The sequence below is a fragment of the Geodermatophilus sp. URMC 64 genome (assembly GCF_053502555.1).
In genome coordinates this window covers 523,755-544,261 of record NZ_CP199955.1, presented here as the reverse complement: position 1 = coordinate 544,261, position 20,507 = coordinate 523,755, and the positions used below count along the sequence as shown (strand labels likewise).

21 protein-coding genes are annotated in these 20,507 nt (G+C 74.2%); 9 read left to right on the top strand and 12 right to left on the bottom strand.

The features are described from left to right. Positions 1-40 precede the first annotated feature (40 nt). Positions 41-946 carry an ABC transporter substrate-binding protein gene (locus ACWIYF_RS02665; RefSeq protein ID WP_448626575.1) on the top strand — a complete coding sequence of 302 codons (906 nt, stop codon included), beginning with the start codon at positions 41-43 and terminating at the stop codon, positions 944-946. Then, the gene (locus ACWIYF_RS02660) at positions 943-2,082 is read left to right on the top strand and encodes a M24 family metallopeptidase (protein ID WP_448626574.1); all 1,140 of its coding nucleotides are present in this window, start codon (positions 943-945) and stop codon (positions 2,080-2,082) included. The genes ACWIYF_RS02665 and ACWIYF_RS02660 overlap by 4 nt, the downstream gene beginning before the upstream one ends. Before the next feature lie 83 nt (positions 2,083-2,165). On the opposite strand, the gene purD is transcribed toward ACWIYF_RS02660, so the two are convergent. Further along, positions 2,166-3,437, bottom strand: coding sequence for a phosphoribosylamine--glycine ligase (purD, locus tag ACWIYF_RS02655; RefSeq protein ID WP_448626573.1), 1,272 nt, complete (start codon positions 3,435-3,437; stop codon positions 2,166-2,168). Between the two features lie 23 nt (positions 3,438-3,460). Continuing rightward, a complete protein-coding gene (rsgA, locus tag ACWIYF_RS02650) occupies positions 3,461-4,504 on the bottom strand; it encodes a ribosome small subunit-dependent GTPase A (protein WP_448626572.1) in 1,044 nt (347 codons plus the stop codon). A 96-nt stretch (positions 4,505-4,600) separates the two neighbouring features. Here rsgA and ACWIYF_RS02645 point away from each other — a divergent pair, with 96 nt between their 5' ends. Then, positions 4,601-5,620, top strand: a complete 1,020-nt coding sequence (locus ACWIYF_RS02645) for a glycerophosphodiester phosphodiesterase family protein (protein WP_448626571.1) — start codon at positions 4,601-4,603, stop codon at positions 5,618-5,620. Positions 5,621-5,662: 42 nt separating this feature from the next. On the opposite strand, the gene ACWIYF_RS02640 is transcribed toward ACWIYF_RS02645, so the two are convergent. Beyond that, on the bottom strand, positions 5,663-6,952 hold the full coding sequence (locus tag ACWIYF_RS02640; RefSeq protein ID WP_448626570.1) for an adenylosuccinate synthase: 1,290 nt from the start codon (positions 6,950-6,952) through the stop codon (positions 5,663-5,665). 67 nt (positions 6,953-7,019) lie between these two features. Between ACWIYF_RS02640 and ACWIYF_RS02635 the strand changes: the two genes are divergently transcribed. The 3 genes from ACWIYF_RS02635 (at position 7,020) to ACWIYF_RS02625 (ending at position 9,622) form a co-directional block, all read left to right on the top strand. Further along, positions 7,020-7,637, top strand: a complete 618-nt coding sequence (locus ACWIYF_RS02635; RefSeq protein ID WP_448626569.1) for a hypothetical protein — start codon at positions 7,020-7,022, stop codon at positions 7,635-7,637. Positions 7,638-7,745: 108 nt separating this feature from the next. Continuing rightward, positions 7,746-8,804 (top strand): ABC transporter permease, encoded by a 1,059-nt coding sequence (locus ACWIYF_RS02630; RefSeq protein ID WP_448626568.1) that lies wholly within the window; start codon positions 7,746-7,748, stop codon positions 8,802-8,804. Next, positions 8,801-9,622: an ATP-binding cassette domain-containing protein gene (locus tag ACWIYF_RS02625; protein WP_448626567.1), complete on the top strand. Its 822-nt coding sequence runs from the start codon at positions 8,801-8,803 to the stop codon at positions 9,620-9,622. The genes ACWIYF_RS02630 and ACWIYF_RS02625 overlap by 4 nt, the downstream gene beginning before the upstream one ends. 81 nt (positions 9,623-9,703) lie before the next feature. Here ACWIYF_RS02625 and ACWIYF_RS02620 read toward each other — a convergent pair whose 3' ends face one another. The 4 genes from ACWIYF_RS02620 to ACWIYF_RS02605 form a co-directional block, all read right to left on the bottom strand. Continuing rightward, the gene (locus ACWIYF_RS02620) at positions 9,704-10,132 is read right to left on the bottom strand and encodes a DUF3151 domain-containing protein (RefSeq protein WP_448626566.1); all 429 of its coding nucleotides are present in this window, start codon (positions 10,130-10,132) and stop codon (positions 9,704-9,706) included. Continuing rightward, entirely contained in the window at positions 10,129-11,163 is a 1,035-nt protein-coding gene (gene fbaA / locus ACWIYF_RS02615) for a class II fructose-bisphosphate aldolase (RefSeq protein WP_448626565.1), read from the bottom strand. Before fbaA ends, ACWIYF_RS02620 begins: the two co-directional genes overlap by 4 nt. 95 nt (positions 11,164-11,258) lie before the next feature. Further along, positions 11,259-11,837, bottom strand: a complete 579-nt coding sequence (locus ACWIYF_RS02610) for a pentapeptide repeat-containing protein (protein ID WP_448626564.1) — start codon at positions 11,835-11,837, stop codon at positions 11,259-11,261. Positions 11,838-11,844: 7 nt separating this feature from the next. Further along, entirely contained in the window at positions 11,845-13,200 is a 1,356-nt protein-coding gene (locus ACWIYF_RS02605; RefSeq protein ID WP_448626563.1) for an FAD-dependent oxidoreductase, read from the bottom strand. A 117-nt stretch (positions 13,201-13,317) separates the two neighbouring features. On the opposite strand from ACWIYF_RS02605, the gene ACWIYF_RS02600 reads away from it, so the two are divergent. Next, a complete protein-coding gene (locus tag ACWIYF_RS02600) occupies positions 13,318-13,950 on the top strand; it encodes a DedA family protein (RefSeq protein WP_448626562.1) in 633 nt (210 codons plus the stop codon). On the opposite strand, the gene pyrE is transcribed toward ACWIYF_RS02600, so the two are convergent. The 5 genes from pyrE to clpB all read right to left on the bottom strand — a co-directional run bounded on the left by pyrE (position 13,947) and on the right by clpB (position 19,255). Then, a complete protein-coding gene (pyrE, locus tag ACWIYF_RS02595; RefSeq protein WP_448626561.1) occupies positions 13,947-14,549 on the bottom strand; it encodes an orotate phosphoribosyltransferase in 603 nt (200 codons plus the stop codon). The genes ACWIYF_RS02600 and pyrE overlap by 4 nt on opposite strands. Before the next feature lie 26 nt (positions 14,550-14,575). Further along, the gene (locus tag ACWIYF_RS02590) at positions 14,576-15,241 is read right to left on the bottom strand and encodes a fasciclin domain-containing protein (protein WP_448626560.1); all 666 of its coding nucleotides are present in this window, start codon (positions 15,239-15,241) and stop codon (positions 14,576-14,578) included. A 276-nt stretch (positions 15,242-15,517) separates the two neighbouring features. Continuing rightward, on the bottom strand, positions 15,518-16,240 hold the full coding sequence (locus ACWIYF_RS02585) for a hypothetical protein (protein ID WP_448626559.1): 723 nt from the start codon (positions 16,238-16,240) through the stop codon (positions 15,518-15,520). Positions 16,241-16,334: 94 nt separating this feature from the next. Beyond that, positions 16,335-16,586, bottom strand: a complete 252-nt coding sequence (locus ACWIYF_RS02580) for a hypothetical protein (protein WP_448626558.1) — start codon at positions 16,584-16,586, stop codon at positions 16,335-16,337. Between the two features lie 80 nt (positions 16,587-16,666). Beyond that, positions 16,667-19,255, bottom strand: coding sequence for an ATP-dependent chaperone ClpB (clpB, locus tag ACWIYF_RS02575; protein ID WP_448626557.1), 2,589 nt, complete (start codon positions 19,253-19,255; stop codon positions 16,667-16,669). Positions 19,256-19,481: 226 nt separating this feature from the next. On the opposite strand from clpB, the gene ACWIYF_RS02570 reads away from it, so the two are divergent. After that, positions 19,482-19,937: a MarR family winged helix-turn-helix transcriptional regulator gene (locus ACWIYF_RS02570; RefSeq protein WP_448626556.1), complete on the top strand. Its 456-nt coding sequence runs from the start codon at positions 19,482-19,484 to the stop codon at positions 19,935-19,937. Between the two features lie 83 nt (positions 19,938-20,020). Continuing rightward, entirely contained in the window at positions 20,021-20,461 is a 441-nt protein-coding gene (locus ACWIYF_RS02565; RefSeq protein WP_448626555.1) for an OsmC family peroxiredoxin, read from the top strand. Positions 20,462-20,507: the final 46 nt, after the last annotated feature.

The window sequence follows — 20,507 nt, the reverse complement described above, 5'->3', positions numbered from 1 at the left end:
GCATACTCGCTGGCCCCGGTGGTTCTCGTCAGGAGGTTGCGTGCCTTCCCGTCTCGTCGTCGGCGCCTTCAGCCCGTCCGTGCTGCTCTCGGTCGCCCGCCGCACCGGCCGGCTGGCCGAGGTGGACCTGGAGCCGGAGGAGGTGCCGGTCGCCTCCTCGCCGGGGCAGTTCAGGTTGCTGCTCGCCGGGGAGCTCGACGTCGCCTTCACCAGCCCCGACAACGTGCTCGCCTACCGGTTCAGCCCGAACAACCCGCTCGGTGAGCTGCTCGACGTCCGCATCGTCAGCGCGGTCGACCGCGGGCTGGGCCTGGCCCTGTACGGCCGGCGCGGCCTCGAGGGGCCGGAGGCGCTGCGCGGTGCGCGGATCGGCGTCGACGTCCCCACGTCCGGCTTCGCCCTCGCGATGTACGCGCTCACCGAGTCCCTCGGCGTGCCCCCTGCGGACTACGAGCTCGTGGCGCTCGGCTCGACGCCGAAGCGGCTGACCGCCCTGCTGGCGGGCGCGTGCGACGCCACGATGCTCAACGCCGGCAACGAGCTGGTCGCCGCGGAGCAGGGCTGCCCGCGGCTGGCCGCGGTCGCCGACGTCACCCCGCCCTACCTCGGCACCGTGCTGGCCGTCGCCGGCGAGGAGCACCTGGAGCAGGCCCGGGCCCTGGCCGGGGCGCTGAACCGGACCATAGACGACGTCCTCGCCGGCAGGGTGGACGACGTCGCCGCCGAGGAGGCCGCCGCCCGGCTGGGGGTCTCCCCCGAGCTCGCCCGCCGCTACGTCGAGCGGCTGCGCGACCCCGCGGAGGGGCTGATCCCCGGCGGGGAGGTGGACCCCGCGGCCCTGGCGACCATCGCCGGGCTGCGCCGCCGCTTCCTGCCCGAGGTGATCGACGGCGTCGACGTCCTCGACCGCCCGCTGGACTCCTCGTCCGGGCTGCTCGTCCCGTGACCGCCACTCCTCCGGCGTTCAGCGCCGCCGAGACCGCCCGCCGGCGCGGCGCGCTCGACACCGTCCTCGCCGAGGCCGGCGTGGGCCACGCCGTGCTCTACGGGGCCAACCGCTCCGGCAGCGCCGTCCAGTGGCTGACCGGCTGGCCGGTGACCCGCGAGGCGGCCGTCGTGCACACCCCCGGCGAGACCGACGCGCTGCTCGTCCACTTCCACAACCACGTGCCCCAGGCGCGGCGGGTCGCCCGCGACGCCGACGTGCGGTGGGCCGGCCCGACCGGTCGCACGGTCGCCGAGGAGCTGCGGCGGCGCGGCGCCACGGAGGTCGGCGTCATCGGCCCGGTGCCGTTCGGCATGGCCGACGGGCTGCGCGCCGCGGGGCTGACCCTGGTCGACCTGGGCGGCGCCTACACGCGGCTGCGGCTGTGCAAGTCCGCCGAGGAGGTGGACTGGCTGCGCCGGGCCGCGGAGCTGACCGACCGGTCGATGCGCGCGCTCGCCGACGGCGCGCGGCCCGGGCTGACCGAGTACGAGCTCGGCGCGCTGGTCGAGGGTGCCTACGTGGCCGAGGGCGGCGCCAACTACATCCACTACTTCGCGTTCACGTCGATGGCCGCGCCGGCCCAGTGCGTGCCTGCGCAGTGGCCGAGCGAGCGGCGGCTGGCGGCGGGCGACGTCCTGTCCTGCGAGCTGTCGACCAGCTGGGGCGTCGACTACCCGGGCCAGCTGCTGCGCACGTTCACCGTCGCGGCCGACCCGACGCCGCTGGTCGCCGAGCTGCACGCCGTCGCCGAGGAGGCGCTGGCCCGGATCGAGGCGCTGCTCGCGCCCGGCGTCACCCCGGCCGAGGTGGTCGAGGCGGCCGGGGTCATCGAGGACGCCGGGTTCACCACCGTCGATGACCTCGTGCACGGGCTCGGCGGGGGGTACCTGCCGCCGGTGCTCGGCTCCCGCAGCCGCACGCTCGAGCCGCTGCCGGAGCTGCGGTTCGCCGAGGGCATGACCGTCGTCGTCCAGCCGAACGTGACCCTGACCGACGGGTCGCTCGGCGTGCAGACCGGCGAGCTGCTGCACGTGACCGCCGACGGCTGCGAGCGGCTGCACTCCTTCCCGCGCGGCCTCGGCCGCATGGCCTGATCAGCCGACGGTGACTCTGGTCGGCTTCCGCGCCGCGGTCCGCTCCTCGGTCGCTGGCGCTCCCTGCGATGCTCCCGCGGCTGTCAGCCGACGGTGATCCGCTCCTCGACCGCGGCCAGCGCGATGTCGGTGCGCCAGTGCGCGTCGGCCAGCCGCACGCCGGCGACCCGCTCGTAGGCCAGCTGCCGGGCGGCGGCGAGGTCCGGGCCGACGGCCGTCACGGACAGCACCCGCCCGCCGGAGGAGACGACGGTGCCGTCGGCGGCCACGGCGGTGCCGGCGTGCAGCACGCCCTCGCCGTCCGCCCCGCTGATCGGGTCGCCGGTGCGCGGCCGCTCGGGATAGCCGGGGGCGGCCACGACGACGGTCACCGCGGCGCCGTCCCGCCACCGCAGCGGCGGGTGCTCGGCGAGCGTGCCGGTGGCGGCGGCCGCCAGCAGCCCGGCCAGCGGCGTCTCCAGCAGCGGCAGCACCACCTGGGTCTCGGGGTCGCCGAAGCGGGCGTTGAACTCGACCACCCGCACGCCGCGGGAGGTCAGCGCGAGCCCGGCGTAGAGCAGGCCGGCGAACGGCTCGCCGCGGCGGCGCATCTCGTCGACCGTCGGCTGCAGCACCGTCCGCAGCACGTCGTCCACCAGCCCGGCCGGCGCCCAGGGCAGCGGCGCGTAGGCGCCCATGCCGCCGGTGTTGGGGCCGCCGTCGCCGTCGTCGCGGCGCTTGAAGTCCTGGGCCGGCACCAGCGGCAGCACGGTGGTGCCGTCGGTGAGGGCGAACAGCGACACCTCCGGCCCGTCGAGGTACTCCTCGATGAGCACGGCGTGCCCGGCGTCGAGCACCGCGCGGCCGTGCGCAGCGGCGGCGTCGCGGTCGGGGGTCACGAGCACGCCCTTGCCGGCGGCAAGGCCGTCGTCCTTGACCACGTAGGGCATCCCGGGCGAGACGACGGCGACCTCGTCGAGCGCCGTCTCCAGCTCCGCGGGACCCCCCACCGGCCACGATCGGGCGGTCGGCACGCCGGCCGCGGCCATCACGTGCTTGGCGAAGGACTTGCTGCCCTCCAGCTGCGCGGCCTGCGCCGACGGGCCGAAGCAGGCGATCCCGGCCTCCCGGACGGCGTCGGCGGCGCCGGCGACGAGCGGGACCTCCGGACCGATGACGACGAGGTCGGCGCCCCACTCCCGCGCCGTAGCCGCCACCGCGTCGGGGTCGCCCACGGTCACCGCGAGCGGCTCGGCGACCGCGCGCGTGCCGGCGTTGCCCGGGGCGCAGGCGAGCGCGTCCACGGCAGGGTCGGAGGACAGAGCCACGCACAGGGCGTGCTCCCGGGCGCCGGAGCCGATCACGAGCACGCGCACGGACGGCGACCCTACCCAGCGGGCTACCGCAGCCGGTTCGGCTGGTCTCGCAGCGACCGGAAGAACGCGCGGGTGCGCGCCCGCTCCTCGGCCCGCGCCCGCGCGTCGACCCGGAGCAGCTGGCGGTGGGCCTCGCGCTGCAGCTTGCGCCAGGCGGCGAACCGGGCCGGGTCGAGCGTGCCCTCGTCGATGGCCGCGGCGACCGCGCAGCCCGGCTCCGTCCGGTGCGCGCAGTCGCGGAACCGGCAGCGCGTGGCGAGTTCCGCCACGTCGGCGTAGGCGGTGTCCACCCCGTCCAGGTCGTCGTAGAGCGCCAGCTCCCGCATGCCCGGGGTGTCCACGAGCAGGCCGCCGCCGGGCAGCAGGTGCAGCTCGCGGGCGGTGGTGGTGTGCCGCCCCCGGCCGTCGCTCTCGCGGACCTCCCGGGTCGGCGCCACCATCCGCCCGGCCAGCGCGTTGGCCAGGCTGGACTTACCGACGCCGGAGGGGCCGACCATCGCCGCCGTCCGGCCGGGCCCGACGACGGCGCGGACGGCGTCCAGCCCCTCGCCGGTGACCGAGCTGACCGCCAGCACGTCGACGCCGAGGGCGTCCTCGGCGACCTCCGCGACGGCGGCCGGGACGTCGTCGCACAGGTCGGCCTTGGTGAGGACGACGACCGGCGTGGCCCCGCTGCTCCAGGCCACCGCGAGGTAGCGCTCGACGCGGCGCAGCCGGGCCGCGCCGCCCAGCGCGTCGACGACCAGCACGGTGTCGAGGTTGGCGGCGACCACCTGCGCGGCGGACGTCCGGCCGGCGACGGTGCGGGTGAACGCCGAGCGCCGCGGCAGGACGGCGACGGCCAGCTCGCCCCGCAGCGCCACCCAGTCGCCCACCGCCGGCGAGTCCAGCCCGGCGCGGTCGTGGAGGGCCGCCGCCGGGTGCACCCGCCGCTCGCCGTCCGCGGTGAGCACGGTCAGCAGGCCGCGGTCGACCCGGGCCACGCGGGCCGCCTCGGCCCCCGCCGGCAGCTGCGGTACCCGGTCGGGCGTCCACCCGAGGGCGGTGAGATCCGTCACGCGGGGCATGGTGCCGCGCAGGTCAGCGCGCTGTCGCCCGAATTGTGGGCGAATCACCGGCCCAGGTTTGCCGTGCGTTCAGGTTTCTCGGGTGTTCTCGAAGACATGCACGCGACCGAGTCGCCGGCACTCGAACCGGCGACCCGCCTTCCCCAGGTCCTCGTCGTCGGCCACCGCGGCGCCTGCGCCTACCGCCCCGAGCACACGCTGGCGAGCTTCGAGCTCGCCATCGACCTCGGCGCCGACCTCATCGAGCCCGACGTCGTGGTCAGCCGGGACGGCGCGCTGGTCGTCCGGCACGAGAACGAGCTCTCCCGCTCGACCGACGTGGGCTCCCGTCCCGAGTTCGCGTCCCGCCGGACCACCCGCCGGGTCGCCGGGGCCGAGCGGACGGGCTGGTTCGCCGAGGACTTCACCCTCGCCGAGCTGCGCACCCTGCGGGCGGTGGAGCGGATGCCGCAGCTGCGCCCGCTGAACACCGCCTACGACGGGCGGTTCGGGATCCTCACCCTCGCCGAGGTGGTCGACCTGGCGGGGCGCCGGTCCACGCCCGCGCGGCCGGTCCACGTGCTGGCGGAGCTGAAGAAGCCGTCGTGGTCCGCGCAGATCGGCCTGCCGATGACCGACCTGGTCGCCGCCGAGCTGCGCCGCCTGGGCGCCGTCCGCCCCGACGGGCCGGTGATCGTGCAGTCCTTCGACGCCGCCGCGCTGCGCACCCTGCGCGCGGAGCTCGGCGACCGCGGGCCGACGATGTTCCAGCTGGTCGACGACCACGCCGAGTACGACGCGCTGATCACCCCGGCCGGGCTGCGCGAGGTCTCCACCTACGCGCAGGGCATCGCCCCGAGCCGGCACCGGATCCTGCAGCGCGACGCCGAGCAGCACCTCGTCGGCATCACCGGCCTGGTGCACGAGGCGCACCGCGCCGGCCTCTCGGTCGTGCCGTGGACCCTGCGGGCCGAGAACGCCTACCTGCCGCGGCATCTGCGCCGCGGCAGCGACCCGGCCGCGGTCGGTCACGCCGATGCCGAGGCCCGCCTCCTCCTGGGCCTGGGCGTCGACGGCCTGATCACCGACTCCCCGGACATCGCCGTCCAGGCCCGCGCCGAGCTCGTCGCCGCGTGAGTGGAGGACGGGAGCGCAGGAAACCTGCGCTCCCGACCTCCATCAGTCGATCAGGTCGTGGATGAGGACGTTCTCGTCGCGGCCGGGGCCGACGCCGATGACGCTGATCCGCGCGCCCGCGAGCTCCTCCAGCCGGCGGACGTAGGCCTGCGCGTTGGCCGGCAGCTCGTCGAACGTGCGGCAGTGCCGGATGTTCTCGAACCAGCCCGGCATCTCCTCGTAGACCGGCGTCGCGTGGTGGAACTCGGTCTGCGTCATCGGCATCTCGTCGTGCCGCACGCCGTCGACGTCGTAGGCCACGCAGATCGGCACCGTCTCCAGGCCGGAGAGGACGTCGAGCTTGGTGAGGAAGTAGTCGGTGATCCCGTTGACCCGGCTGGCGTAGCGGGCGACGACGGCGTCGAACCAGCCGCAGCGGCGGTCGCGGCCGGTGGTGACGCCGACCTCGCCGCCCTGCTTGCGCAGGTACTCGCCGTTGGCGTCGAACAGCTCGGTCGGGAACGGCCCCGAGCCCACGCGGGTCGTGTAGGCCTTGAGGATGCCGACCACGCGCTCGATGCGGGTGGGGCCGATGCCCGAGCCGGTGGCCGCGCCGCCGGCGGTCGGGTTGGACGACGTCACGAACGGATACGTGCCGTGGTCGACGTCGAGCAGGGTGCCCTGCGAGCCCTCCAGCAGCACCCACTCGCCGGCGTCCAGCGCGTTGCCGAGCAGCAGGCGGGTGTCGGCGATCCGGTGCTTCAGCTGGTCCGCGTAGCCCGCGTACTCCTCGACGACCTCGTCGACGTCGATCGCCCGACGGTTGTAGACCTTGACCAGGATCTGGTTCCTCTCCTGCAGCGTGCCCTCGAGCTTCTGCCGCAGGATGCCGAGATCGAGCAGGTCCTGGGCGCGGATGCCTACCCGGGCGACCTTGTCGCCGTAGGCCGGGCCGATGCCGCGGCCGGTGGTGCCGATCCGGCGCTTCCCGAGGAACCGCTCGGTGACCTTATCCAGGGCCCGGTGGTGCGGCATGATCAGGTGCGCGTCGGAGGAGATGACCAGCCGCGAGGTGTCCACCCCGCGCTCCTCCAGGCCGGCGAGCTCGCCGAGCAGCACCTCCGGGTCGACGACCACGCCGTTCCCGATCACCGGGGTGCAGCCCGGGGTGAGGATGCCCGAGGGGATCAGGTGCAGCGCGTAGCGCTCACCGTCCGGGGTGATCACCGTGTGCCCGGCGTTGTTCCCGCCCTGGTAGCGCACGACGTAGGGCACCCGGCCCCCGAGCAGGTCGGTGGCCTTGCCCTTGCCCTCGTCGCCCCACTGGGCGCCGATCAGCACGACTGCCGGCATCGGCGTTCGTCATCTCCTCGCGCGAGCTTCCCGGCCGGTCCCGGCTGGCAGGTGGCAGGGTAGCCGCATGCCTCCCGTCGAGCTCGACCTGCGCGGTCTGGAGCCCGGCTCGGCGCCCGGGAAGGACGACGTCGCACCGGCGGCCGTGGCCGAGTCGGTGGTCGTCCGCGGGCCGGTCCCGGCGCTGGCCGCCGTCCTCTCGGCGCTGCTCAGGACGGGCCGCACGGCCGACGTGCCGGTCGCGTGGGAACCGGCCGACGACACCGCCTCGGCCGGGCTCGCCCGCGCGCTGGGCATCGGCAGCGGCGCGCCCCGGGAGCTCACCCTGGTCCGCGACGACCACGGCGGCGTCCTGCTGCACCACGGCCGGCTGGAGGCCTGGAGCGAGGACCCGCGCCGCGGCCTCTCCCGCCGGCTGGGCCTGCAGGCGCACCACGACGACATGAAGATCGCCGACGGCACGGTGACCCGGCTCGACGTCCGCCCCGAGTGGCGGGCGGTGGACACGATCGGTGTCGCGGTCATGACCATCCCGCTGCGGCCGGTCCGCCGGACCAAGGGCCGCGCGCTGCAGGTGGCCAGCGACCCGGCGCGGGTGACCCGGGACGGCGTCCCGTTCCCCCGCTCGGTGACCCGCTGGACCTGGTTCGCCGACGACCGCGTGCGCTGGCGGCTGCAGCCCTAGCTTGCCCGTCCCGCGTGCGCCGGCGGTCGTCGTGGACACTGGGGCGCACCCGCTCTGCGAGGAGGTCCCGCTGCCGCCGTCCCGTCCCCCGACCGGGGTTCCGCACCGGTGACCGCCGACCACCTCCCGGCGTTCGGCGCGACCCGCGCGAGCGCCCCGGCCGGCCGGCGGCTGCTCGCCCGTGCGCTCGCCCGGCCCAGCCTGGCCGCGCTGGTCGGCCTGGTGGTCGTCGTCGTCTTCTTCGGCCTGCAGGCGCCGGAGCTGCTGGGGGCCGGCGGGCTGGCCAGCGTCCTCGACGTCGCCGCGCTGCTGGGCATCGGCGGCGTCCCGGTGGCCCTGCTGCTCATCGCCGGCCAGTTCGACCTGTCCATCGGGGTGGTCGCCGTCGCGAGCTCGCTGGTCACCGCGCTGCTGATCGGGCAGGCCGGCTGGGGCATCTGGCCGGCGCTGATCGCGTCGCTGGCCACCGCGCTGCTCGTCGGGCTGGTCAACGGCTTCCTGGTGGTGACCACCGGACTGCCGAGCTTCCTCGTGACCCTCGCGACGTTCCTCGTGCTGCAGGGCAGCACCCTGGCCGGGACCGAGCTGGTCGCCGGGTCGGCCCGGATCGAGGGCCTCGACGCCGCGGCCGGCTGGAGCTCCGCGGCGGCGGTGTTCGGGTCGACGGTGCAGCTGGGCGACGGGCGGTTCCGGGTGTCGTTGCTGTGGTGGCTCGGCGTGACCGCCCTGGCCACCTGGGTGCTGTGGCGGACGCGGTTCGGCAACGCCGTGTTCGCCAGCGGCGGGGCCCGGCGCGCGGCCCGCGAGCTCGGCGTCCCGGTCAAGGGGACGACGGTGACGCTGTTCTGCCTCACCGCGGTCGCCGGGTGGCTGCTCGGGACCCTGGGCCTGATCCGCCTCGGCGGGGTGCAGGTCTCGCCCGGCCTCGGCAGCGAGATCGACTTCATCGTCGTGGCCGTGATCGGCGGCTGCCTGCTCACCGGCGGCTACGGGTCGGCGGTCGGCGCGGCGATCGGAGCCCTGCTCTACGCCGTCGTCCGCCAGGGCATCACGCTGGCCGGCTGGGACCCGCGCTGGTTCCAGGCCTTCCTCGGCGTCCTGCTGCTGGTCGCGCTGCTGGCCAGCGGCGTCGTCCGCCGCCGGCTCAAGGCGGTGCCGAGATCATGACCGACGGCGGAGTGGGCACCGGCGCCACACCCGTGCTGGAGCTGCGCGGGCTGACCGTCCACTACGGCAACGTGCCGGCCCTCTCGAGGCTGAGCGTGGCCTTCCGCGCCGGGGAGATCACCTGCGTGCTCGGCGAGAACGGGTCGGGCAAGTCCACGCTGGTCGCCGTCCTGTCGGGGCTGCGGCGGCACGACGAGGGTGAGCTGCTGCTGGACGGCCGCCCGGTGCGGTTCCGATCGCCCAAGCAGGCGCGGGCCGCCGGCATCGCCACGGTGTGGCAGGACCTCGCCGTCGCGCCGCTGCTGTCGGTGTGGCGCAACTTCGTCCTCGGCGCCGAACCCACCCGCGGCGTGTGGCCGCTGCGCCGCCTGGACCTGGCCCAGGCCCGGGAGACCACGATCCGGGCGATGGCTCGCGTGGGCGTGACCCACTTCGACCCCGACCAGCCGGCCAGCGCGCTGCAGGCCGGGGAGCGGCAGAGCCTGGCCATCGCCCGGGCGCTGCACTTCGGCGCCCACGTGCTGGTCATCGACGAGCCGACGGCGCCGATGACCGTCGCGCAGCACACGCTCGTCCTGCAGTCGGTCGTGGCCGCCCGCGCCCGGGGCCTGGCCGTGGTCTTCGTGACCCACAACCCGCGGTACGCGCACCTGGTCGGCGACCGGTTCCTGCTGCTGGCCCGCGGTCAGGTGGCCGGCAGCCTGACCCGGGACGACGTCGACGCCGAGGACCTCACCCGCCTGATGGCCGGCGGCGAGGAGCTGACCGCGCTGACCGCGGCGCTCACCGCCCTGCACCCGGAGCTCGGCGAGCGCTGAAGGCCGAAGTGGCCATTTTGGCCCTCAGCGGGACCGCAAGGGTGCGTCCTCGGGGCCAAAATGGCCACTTCGGCCGGTGGCTCAGGGGGCGAGGTTGGGGTCACAGTCGCGCAGCAGCTGGGTGCAGCGCTCCTGCTCGTCGACCTCCTCGATCGCCTCGGCGGCACGGGCCAGCACGGTGACGCAGCGCAGGAAGCCGCGGTTGGGCTCGTGCGACCACGGCACCGGGCCGAAGCCCTTCCACCCGTTGCGCCGCAGCGCGTCCAGGCCGCGGTGGTAGCCGGTCCGGGCGTAGGCGTAGGCCTCGATGACGTCGCCGAGCTGCCGTTCGGGGCGGTCGATCGCGTCCTCGGCCAGCACCGCCCACGCGGCGCTGTACGTGGGGTGGCGGGCGGCCACCTCGGCCGCGGGGATGCCCTCGGCCAGCTCCCGCGCGGCCTCCTCGTTGGCCGGCAGCAGCGTCGCCGGCGGCTCGCCGAGCAGGTTCTGGTGCGAGTGGGACACGCTCACGCGCCCTGCGACTGGCCGGCCGACAGCAGGTCCTCGCAGGCCTGCACGACGCGGTCGGCCATCGACGCCTCCGCCAGCTTCATGTAGGTGCGCGGGTCGTAGGCCTTCTTGTTGCCGACCTCGCCGTCGACCTTGAGCACGCCGTCGTAGTTGCTGAACATGTGCCCGGCGACCGGCCGGGTGAAGGCGTACTGGGTGTCGGTGTCGACGTTCATCTTCACCACGCCGTAGGACAGCGCCTCGCGGATCTCCGACTGCAGCGAGCCGGAGCCGCCGTGGAAGACGAAGTTGAACGGCTTCGCGCCGTCCCCGAGGCCGAACTCCTGCGCCACGACCTCCTGGCCCTGCTTGAGGATCTCCGGCCGCAGCTTCACGTTGCCCGGCTTGTAGACGCCGTGCACGTTGCCGAAGGTGGCGGCGAGCAGGTAGACGCCGCGCTCGCCGAGGCCCAGCGCCTTGGCCGTGGCCACGAAGTCGCCCGGCGCGGTGTAGAGCTTGTCGTTGATGTCGTGCGAGACGCCGTCCTCCTCGCCGCCGACGACGCCGATCTCGAGCTCGAGGACGATCTTGGCCGCCGCGCACTTGTCGATCAGCTCCTCGGCGATCTGCAGGTTCTCCTGCAGGTCGATCGCCGAGCCGTCCCACATGTGCGACTGGAACAGCGGCTCCTGCCCGGCGTTCACCCGGTCCTGCGAGAGGGCGACCAGCGGGCGGACGTAGCCGTCCAGCTTGTCCTTCGGGCAGTGGTCGGTGTGCAGCGCGATGTTGACCGGGTACTTCTCGGCCACCACGTGGGCGAACTCGGCCATCGCCACCGCGCCGGTGACCATGTCCTTGACCTTGGTGCCCGAGGCGAACTCCGCCCCGCCGGTGGAGAACTGGATGATCCCGTCGCTGCCGGCGTCGGCGAACCCGCGCAGCGCGGCGTTGACCGTCTCCGACGACGTGCAGTTGATCGCCGGGTAGGCGAACCCGCCCTCCTTGGCGCGGCGGATCATGTCGGCGTAGACCTCAGGGGTCGCGATGGGCATCCGGGGCACTCCTCGCTCGGCGGAATCCTGGAACTGGCGGTCAGTATCCCGCCTGCGGTGTGGGCCGCGGCACTCCCCCGGTCAGGCTCCGCCCCTCACGCCTGGACCCTCAGCCCGAGCGCGGTCACCAGGACGACGGCCTGGGCCAGGTCCACCGTCGCCCCGCGCAGCGCGACGGTCTGCGGGTCCAGGCTGCTCAGGTCCGACCCGCGCAGGTCGGCCTCGGAGAGGTCGGCCCCGTGCAGTTCGGCACCGGAGAGGTCGACGTCCCGGAGGACGGCGCCGGCGCAGCGCGCTCCGGTGAGGTCGGCCTCGCGCATCCGGACGCCGGTGAACCGGACCTTGGCCAGGTCGGCCCCCGCGAGCCCCACGAACGGCCAGTCGCCGCCCGTGACGGCGAGCAGCCCGAACGAGCAGCGCTCGAACCGGCTGCCGACCAGCTTGCAGCGGTCGAACTCGGCCTCGAAGAACGAGCAGCCGGTGAACGTGCAGCCCGTGAAGGCCGCCTCGGTGTGCCGGGAGCCGTGGAACCGGCAGTCGCGGAAGGTGCAGTCGGTGAAGACGGCGCCGTCGTCCGTGACCTCCGAGAGATCGACGCCGCTGAACGCCGTCCCGGTGTACTCCCGTCCGGAGATGTCCTCGCCGTACCAGTCGGCGCCGCGGACGTCGGCCATCGCGCGCTCAGCCCCGCTCGACCCGGCTGGCGACACGCGCGGCCACGATCACCGGGTCGTACACCGGCGAGAACGGCGGCGCGTAGGAGAGGTCCGAGCCGGCCACCTCCTCCGCCGTCAGCCCGGCCCAGATCGCCGTGGCGAGGACGTCGATCCGCTTGCCGCTGCCCGGCCCGCCGACGATCTGCGCGCCGAGCAGCAGCCCGGTGCCCCCCTCGGTGAGCACCTTGACCGCGATCGGCGCCGTGCCCGGGTAGTACCGGGCCCGGGTGCCCGCCTCGATGGTCTCGGCCTGCACCGCGAAACCGGCCTGCTCGGCCTGGGTGGTGCACAGCCCGGTCCGGGCCACCTCGAGATCGCCGACCTTCGTCATCGCGGTGCCCAGCACGCCGGCGAACCGCGCCGGCTGCCCACCGATCACCGAGCCCGCCACCCGGCCCTGCTTGTTGGCGTGCGTGCCGAGGGGGATGTGCACCGGCTCGCCGGTGATCCGGGAGAAGGTCTGCGCGCAGTCGCCGGCGGCGAAGACCTCGGGGTGCGAGCGGCTGCGCTGGGTGCGGTCGACGTCCAACGCGCCGGTGCTGCCCAGCTGCAGGCCCGCCGCCTTCGCCAGCTCCACCTCGGGGCCCATGCCCAGCCCGAGGACGACGAGGTCGGCCGGGTAGCGGCCGGCGTCGGTGCGCACCGCCGCCACCACCCCGTCGGCGTCGGTCTCGATCTCGCGGACCGGCTGCTCGGTCTGCACGTCGATGCCCATGTCCCCCATGGCCTTGCAGACCCGCTCGCCCATGTCGGCGTCCAGCTGGGCCATCGGCAGCGGATCGGCCAGGACGACGGTCACGGACAGCCCGCGCAGCTGCAGCACCTCGGCCATCTCCAGCCCGATGTAGCCGCCGCCGAGCACCACCGCCCGCCGGGCGCCCGCCGCGACGGCGGCCCGGATCGCCGCGCCGTCGGCCAGCCGGTGCACCCCGTGCACGCCGTCGGCGTCCAGGCCCGGGACCGGCGGGCGCAGCGGCCGGCCGCCGGTGGCGACGACGAGCGCGTCGTAGCCGAGCCGCTCGCCCCCGGTGATGACGGCGCCGGCGTCGAGGTCGATCTCGTCGGCCCGGGTGCCGGTGCGCAGCGTGATGTCCTGGGCGGCGAAGTCGGCGGGGGTGCGGGCGATCAGCCGGTCGCGGTCGGGCACCAGGTCGCCCACCCAGTAGGGGATGCCGCAGGCGGAGTAGGACGCCTCCGGGCCCTGCTCGAGGACGACGATCTCCAGCTCGTCGGGGGAGCGCAGCCGCCGCGCCTGCGCGGCGGCCGACAGCCCCGCGGCGTCACCGCCGATCACCACCAGCCGCTTCCGGGCACCGCTCATGGCCGACAGCGTGTCACCGCGCAGGCCGCGGCGCTGTCGTCACTCGCACACCGTGGGACCCAGCGGCGGCGATTCGTCCCAGGCACCGGACAGGATCGGTCCGTACCGTTGGTGCCCGTGGGTGACTTCCTCGATCCTCAGCACCTGATCACGACGTTCGGGTTGCTCGGGCTGCTGCTCATCGTGTTCGCCGAGTGCGGCCTGCTGATCGGCTTCTTCCTGCCGGGCGACTCGCTGCTGTTCGTGGCCGGCCTGGTCGCGGCGGGCGGGCTGACCGGCGTGGACTTCGTGCCGCTGTGGCTGCTGCTGATCGTCGTCCCCATCGCGGCGATCGCCGGCAACCTGGTCGGGTACTGGATCGGCTACCGCGCCGGACCCGCCATCTTCAACAAGCCGGACTCTCGCCTCTTCAAGGCCGAGTACGTCGAGAAGGCCCACGGCTTCTTCGAGAAGTACGGCGCCCGCACCATCGTGCTGGCCCGCTTCGTGCCGATCGTGCGCACCTTCGCCACCGTGATGGCCGGCGCGTCGCGGATGAACTTCCGCGTGTACGCCGTCTACACCGTCATCGGAGGGATCCTCTGGGGCGCCGGCGTGACCGCGCTGGGCTACTGGCTCGGCCAGGTGGAGTTCATCAGCCACAACATCGAGCTGATCGCCATCCTGATCGTCGTCGTCTCCGTCGTCCCCATGGCGATCGAGCTGCTGCGCGCCCGCCGCAAGAACCGGACGGCAACCCCCGCCGCCTAGGCGAGGCCGAGGTCGGCCAGCTCGAAGGCGGCCCGGTACTCGAAGCCGGCCTGCTCGACGGCGGCCCGGCCGCCGCGGTCGACGATGACCGCGACCGCGATGACCTCCGCACCGGCCTCCTGCAGCGCCTCGGCGGCGGTCAGCGGGCTGCCTCCCGTCGTCGACACGTCCTCGACGACGAGCACCGCGCGGCCCGCGACGTCCGGGCCCTCGATCCGGCGCTGCAGCCCGTGCGCCTTGCCGGCCTTGCGGACGACGCAGGCGTCGAGGAACCCCTCGCCGTCGGCCGCGGCGTGCAGCATGGCTGTCGCGACCGGGTCGGCGCCGAGGGTGAGCCCGCCGACGACGTCGTAGCGCAGGTCGCCGGTGAGCTGGCGCATCACCCGGCCCACCAGCGGCGCGCCCTCGTGGTGCAGCGTCAGCCGGCGCATGTCGATGTACCAGTCGGCCTCCCGCCCCGAGGAGAGCGTCACCTTCCCGTGCACCACGGCCAGCTCGACGATGAGTTCGAGCAGGCGGTCACGATCGGGCAGGGTGGCCCCGTTCCAGGGGCCCGCCCCGAGGGACGAGGGGTGGGGGGGAACGGGGTCCTTGTCCATGGCCCCGACCCTACTGAGGCCCCTGCTCAGCCCGCGGACCGCGGCGCGAGCACCTGGTCGATGATGTAGACGGTCGCGTTGGCGGTCTGCACGTTGCCGCAGACGACCGTCGCCGGCTGCCCGGTGAGGGTCTGGTCGCCGGAGATCGTGAAGTTCTCCCCCGCCCCCTCGATGGTCACCGCGTCGTTGTTCAGCGTCGTCTGCTCGCCGGCGAGCTCGCCGGGCGACAGCCGGCCCTGCAGGACGTGGTGGGTCAGCACCGCGGTCAGCTGCGGCACGTCGGCCAGGACGGCGTTCAGCTGGTCGGGCGGGAGCGCCTCGAACGCCGGGTTCGCCGGCGCGAGGACGGTGACGTCCTCCTGGCTGTTCAGCGAGTCCACGAGGCCGGCCGCGCCGACCGCCTGCACCAGCGTCGAGAGCACCGGGTTGGCGCTCGCCGCGCTGGCCACCGGTGCGGTGCTCATGCCCTGGAAGCTGCCCGGGCCGTCGGCCGGGACCTGCGCGCAGCCGGCGCCGAACGGCTGGCTGTCGTCGACGGGGCTGCTGCTCCGGGCAGCCGTGGAGCTGCTCGGCGCGGGGCTGCTGGCCGAGCCGGAGGCGCTGTCCGAGTCCGAGCCGCAGGCGCTGAGCGTGAGGGCCACTGTGGTCACGGCGGTGAGGAAGGCGCCGCGGCTGAGGGTCGTGCTGTTCACGGGAGGTGCTCCTGTCCGGTCCGTGGGACGACGGGGACCGCGCCGGCCGCGCGGCGGGACGGTTCGGGTCAGCTGACGAGCACCTGGATCGAGTGCCAGCCGCTCGCCGCCGTCGACCCGGACCTCGACGCGGGAGATCCCCCTGGGCCCAGACCACGCCGGCGATCGGCACCCGGCCGGGTCGCAGCGAGCGCGGGGTGTTGATGCGCGCCCCGGTCGTGACCGGCCCCTCGCCTCGTCGGACACGCAGGTGAGGGTGACGTCCCGCTCGATGAGTCAGCGGCCCTGCCCGGTGGCCCGCAGCCAGCTCCGGTAGCGGTACCACTCGTTGGACGGCGCCAGCGCCAGCAGGATCACCCCGGCGAGGACCAGCAGGAACTGGATGACGGCGAGCGTGTCGAGGAAGCCCGACGTCGAGGTGCCCCCGAACACGGCGAACAGCCCGCTGACGATCCCGAAGCCGCCGATCACCCACAGCACGATCCGGGCCCAGTTGCGGCCGTTCCAGGCGAACCAGAGAAACATCGCCTCGAGGCCGACCAGCACCAGGCCGATGATGGCGCCGACGATGATCGCCGCGCGGATGGTGTCCTGCGTGACGTCGGCCGAGGTGGCCCCCGTGTCGGCCAGCGCCTGGTCGATCAGCTCGTCGAGCATCGTGAACGTCACGATCGTGGAGATGACCCCGAGGATCAGGTTGGCCATGAAGGCCCCGATGCCGGCGCGCACCGTCGCCGGGCGCTCGACCGGCTTCGGCGCTGACGGGTCGTACCAGCCGCCCGAGGGACCGTAGCCCGGCGCGGCGGGGTAGCCCTGCGACGGAGGCGCCGCCGGATAGCCCGGGGCCGACGGGTAGCCGGGGGCGGACGGAGGTGCCGTCGGATAGCCCGGGGGCGGCGGTGGCGGCGCCTGCCAGCCCTGCTGCCCCGCGTCCTGGCCGGGCCCGTCGCCGGGGCGCCCCGTCGGCGGCTCGCCCGAGCCGCCCTGCCCTGATGTCATGTCCACTCCCCTGCGAGTGCGATCGCTGGCGTCGCCGATCATGGTGGACCCACGGATGGGTCGGCCACACCCGCGGGTGCGTGTCGGTGGCGATTCAGCGCCGCGCGCGCCAGCTCGGCGGGCGCGACGGTGTCGCCGGCCGCTGGATCCGGGCCCGGCTGTCGGGGAGCAGCAGCGTCCAGCCGACGGCCGCGAGGCCGAGCACGAACTCCGCCCACCACGACCACGGCCGCTCCCGCGCCCAGGCGCCGGTGAGCGAGGCCGAGAGGGCGGTCAGCGCTCCGGGGACGAGTGCGGCCAGCAGGGCGGGGGCGAATAGGCCGGAGAAAACGCCAGGTCGGCGCACTGCCGGGCTGCCGCGGCTTTCCACATGAACGCGACGAGGCCGCCGGATCCGCAAGGGATCCGGCGGCCTCATACGGCAGCTCAGCCGCGGCGGACGGTCAGCCCGGCCTCGCCGGCGAAGTCGTCCGCGGCGTCGACGACCACGTCGTCGCCGTCCCGGATGTCACCGGCCAGCAGCGCCTTGGCGAGCTGGTCGCCGATCGCCGACTGCACCAGCCGCCGCAGCGGACGGGCGCCGTACACCGGGTCGAACCCGTTGAGCGCCAGCCACTCGCGGGCCGCTTCGGTCACCTGCAGGGTGAGCCGGCGGGCCGCCAGCCGGCGGGCCAGCACGCCCACCTGGATGTCGACGATGCCGGCCAGCTCGTCGCTGCCCAGCGCCCGGAAGACCACGACGTCGTCCAGCCGGTTGAGGAACTCCGGCTTGAAGTGCGCGCGGACCACCTCCATGACCGCCTCGCGGCGGCGCTCCTCGGCGACCGACTGGTCGGCGATCAGCTGCGAGCCGAGGTTGGACGTCAGGATCAGGATGGTGTTGCGGAAGTCCACCGTCCGGCCCTGGCCGTCGGTCAGCCGGCCGTCGTCGAGCACCTGCAGCAGGACGTCGAACACGTCCTGGTGCGCCTTCTCCACCTCGTCGAAGAGCACGACGGTGTAGGGACGGCGCCGCACCGCCTCGGTGAGCTGGCCGCCGGACTCGTAGCCGACGTAGCCCGGAGGAGCACCCACCAGGCGGGCCACCGAGTGCTTCTCGGAGTACTCGCTCATGTCGATGCGGACCATCGCCCGCTCGTCGTCGAACAGGAACTCCGCCAGCGCCTTGGCCAGCTCCGTCTTGCCGACGCCGGTCGGGCCGAGGAACAGGAAGGACCCGGTCGGCCGGTTCGGGTCGGCGACACCGGAGCGCGCCCGGCGGACGGCGTCGGAGACGGCGCGCACGGCGTCGGGCTGACCGACGACCCGCTTGGCGAGCTCCTCCTCCATCCGCAGCAGCTTCTGCGTCTCGCCCTCGAGCAGCCGGCCGGCGGGGATGCCGGTCCAGGCCTGGACGACCTCGGCGATGTCGTCGGCGGAGACCTCCTCCTTGAGCATGGAGGCGTCCTCGGCGGCGGCCTCGGCCTCGGTCAGCGCCTTCTCCAGCTGCGGCAGCCGGCCGTAGCGCAGCTCGGCCACGCGGGCGAGCTCGCCGTCCCGCTCCGCGCGCTCCGCCTCCAGCCGCAGCCGCTCCAGCTCCTCCTTGATCTGCTGGATCCGGGTGATCGCGCTCTTGTCCTGCTGCCAGCGGGCGGTCAGCTCGGCGAGCTGCTGGCGGCGGTCGGCCAGGTCCTCGCGGAGGGCGGCCAGCCGCTCGAGGGACGACGGGTCGTCCTCCTTGGCCAGCGCCATCTCCTCGATCTCCATCCGGCGGACCGCACGCTCGACCTCGTCGATCTCCACCGGCCGGCTGTCGATCTCCATGCGCAACCGGCTGGCGGCCTCGTCGACCAGGTCGATGGCCTTGTCCGGCAGGAACCGCGCGGTGACGTAGCGGTCGGACAGCGTCGCGGCGGCCACGATGGCGGCGTCGGTGATCCGGACGCCGTGGTGCACCTCGTAGCGCTCCTTGAGGCCCCGGAGGATGCCGATGGTGTCCTCGACGCTCGGCTCGCCGACCAGCACCTGCTGGAAGCGGCGCTCCAGCGCCGGGTCCTTCTCGATGTGCTCGCGGTACTCGTCGAGCGTGGTGGCGCCGACCATGCGCAGCTCGCCGCGGGCGAGCATCGGCTTGATCATGTTGCCGGCGTCCATGGCGGAGTCGCCGGTCGCGCCGGCCCCGACGATCGTGTGCAGCTCGTCGATGAAGGTGATGATCTGGCCCTCCGCCTCGGTGATCTCCTGGAGCACGGCCTTGAGCCGCTCCTCGAACTCACCGCGGTACTTGGCGCCGGCGACCATCGCGCCCAGGTCGAGCGCCATGAGCCGCTTGCCCTTCAGGCTCTCGGGGACGTCGCCGGCGACGATCCGCTGGGCCAGGCCCTCGACGATCGCCGTCTTGCCGACGCCGGGCTCGCCGATGAGGACCGGGTTGTTCTTGGTGCGCCGGGAGAGGACCTGGACCACGCGGCGGATCTCGGTGTCGCGGCCGATGACCGGGTCGATCTTGCCCTCGCGCGCGCGCTCGGTCAGGTCGACGGCGTACTTCTCCAGCGCCTGGAAGGTGTTCTCCGGGTCGGGGCTGGTGACCTTGCGGTTGCCGCGGACGGTGCGGAAGGCGGCCAGCAGCGCGTCGCGGTTCGCGCCGGAGCTGGTCAGCACCGTGCCGGCCTCGCCGTCGGAGTCGGCCAGCCCGACCAGGAGGTGCTCGGTGGACACGTACTCGTCGCCCAGCGCGCTCGCCTGCTCGCTCGCCAGGTTCAGCACGCGGAGCAGCTCACGGGACGGCGAGGGCGCCGGGACGGTGGCGCCGGTGACGCTCGGCAGGCGCTTGAGCGCCGCCTCGGTCTTGGCCCGCACGTCCGCCGGCTCGGCACCGACCGCCTTCAACAGCGGCGCGGCGATGCCGTCGGACTGCTCCAGCAGGGCGGCGAGCAGGTGCAGGGGCTCGAGCGCGGCCTGGCCGCGGTCGACCGCCAGCCGCTGGGCGGCGGCGATGGCCTCCTGGGAACGGGTGGTGAGCTTGCTCTGTGCCATGGCCTCGGGCTGTGTCCTCTCGAAGCACCGATCGACGGGGTGGCCGGGTGCTCGGCCGGTGGTCTGTCACGGGGTCCAACGACGACAAGGTTGAGTCTGTTCCACTCAACCTGACCGAAGTGTCGCAGCTCCGGACGGACCCGCGGGAGCCGGCGCGCGATCCCTGACCAAGGTCCCTGGCACACGAGGTGATAACGCGCTACCCGCGGGACCGTACGATCAAGGCATGACCCGCCTGCCGGCTCCGAGCGTGGTCCTCGACGACCAGCTGTGCTTCGCGCTCTACGCCGCCTCCCGCGCCGTCACCGCGCGGTACCGACCCATGCTCGACGAGCTCGGGCTCACCTATCCGCAGTACCTGGTCATGATGCTGCTCTGGGAGGACGACAACCAGACCGTCGGCCAGCTCGGCACCAAGCTCGCCCTCGACAGCGGCACGCTCTCGCCCCTGCTCAAGCGGCTGACCGCGGCCGGGCTGGTGACCCGCCACCGCCGGGTAGAGGACGAGCGCTCGGTGAGCATCGCGCTGACCGACGCCGGACGCGCGCTGCGCGAGAAGGCGCTGCCGATCTCCGAGGCGATGATCGGCGCGATCGGCTTCGACACCGGCGAGTTCGACGACCTCAAGCAGCGCCTGCGCCTGCTGGTCGACCGGGTGAACAGCGGCGAAGCCGTCTGCTGAGGACGGTTTCGCACCACCTGGTCGGGTAGGCGGCCCGTACGCGCCGATCCAGCCCGGGTCGGCCCCGGCCCCTGGAGGGATCCATGCCCACCCGTACCGCACGGACCGCGTGGAACGGCACGCTGCAGGAAGGCGGCGGCCAGGTCGAGCTGTCCAGCTCGAAGGTCGGCACCTTCGAGGTGAACTTCCCCAAGCGGGCCGCCGAGGACGCCGGGGGCACGACCAGCCCCGAGGAGCTCATCGCCGCGGCGCACTCCTCCTGCTTCGCCATGGCGCTGTCCAACGAGATCGGCAAGGCCGGCGGCACGCCCCAGTCGCTCGAGGTGACCGCCGACGTGACGCTGGGCCAGAGAGACGGCGCCCCGCACATCACCACGATCAAGCTCACCGTCCGCGGCGAGGTCGAGGGGTTGGACGCCGACGGCTTCCAGAAGGCCGCGCAGGCCGCGAAGGTCGGCTGCCCGGTCAGCAAGGCGCTCGCCTCCGTCGACGAGATCACCCTGGACGCCACGCTCGAAGGGTGAGCCGCTGACGCCAGGTGACCCGAGAAGGCCCCGTCCCGGGCCCCGG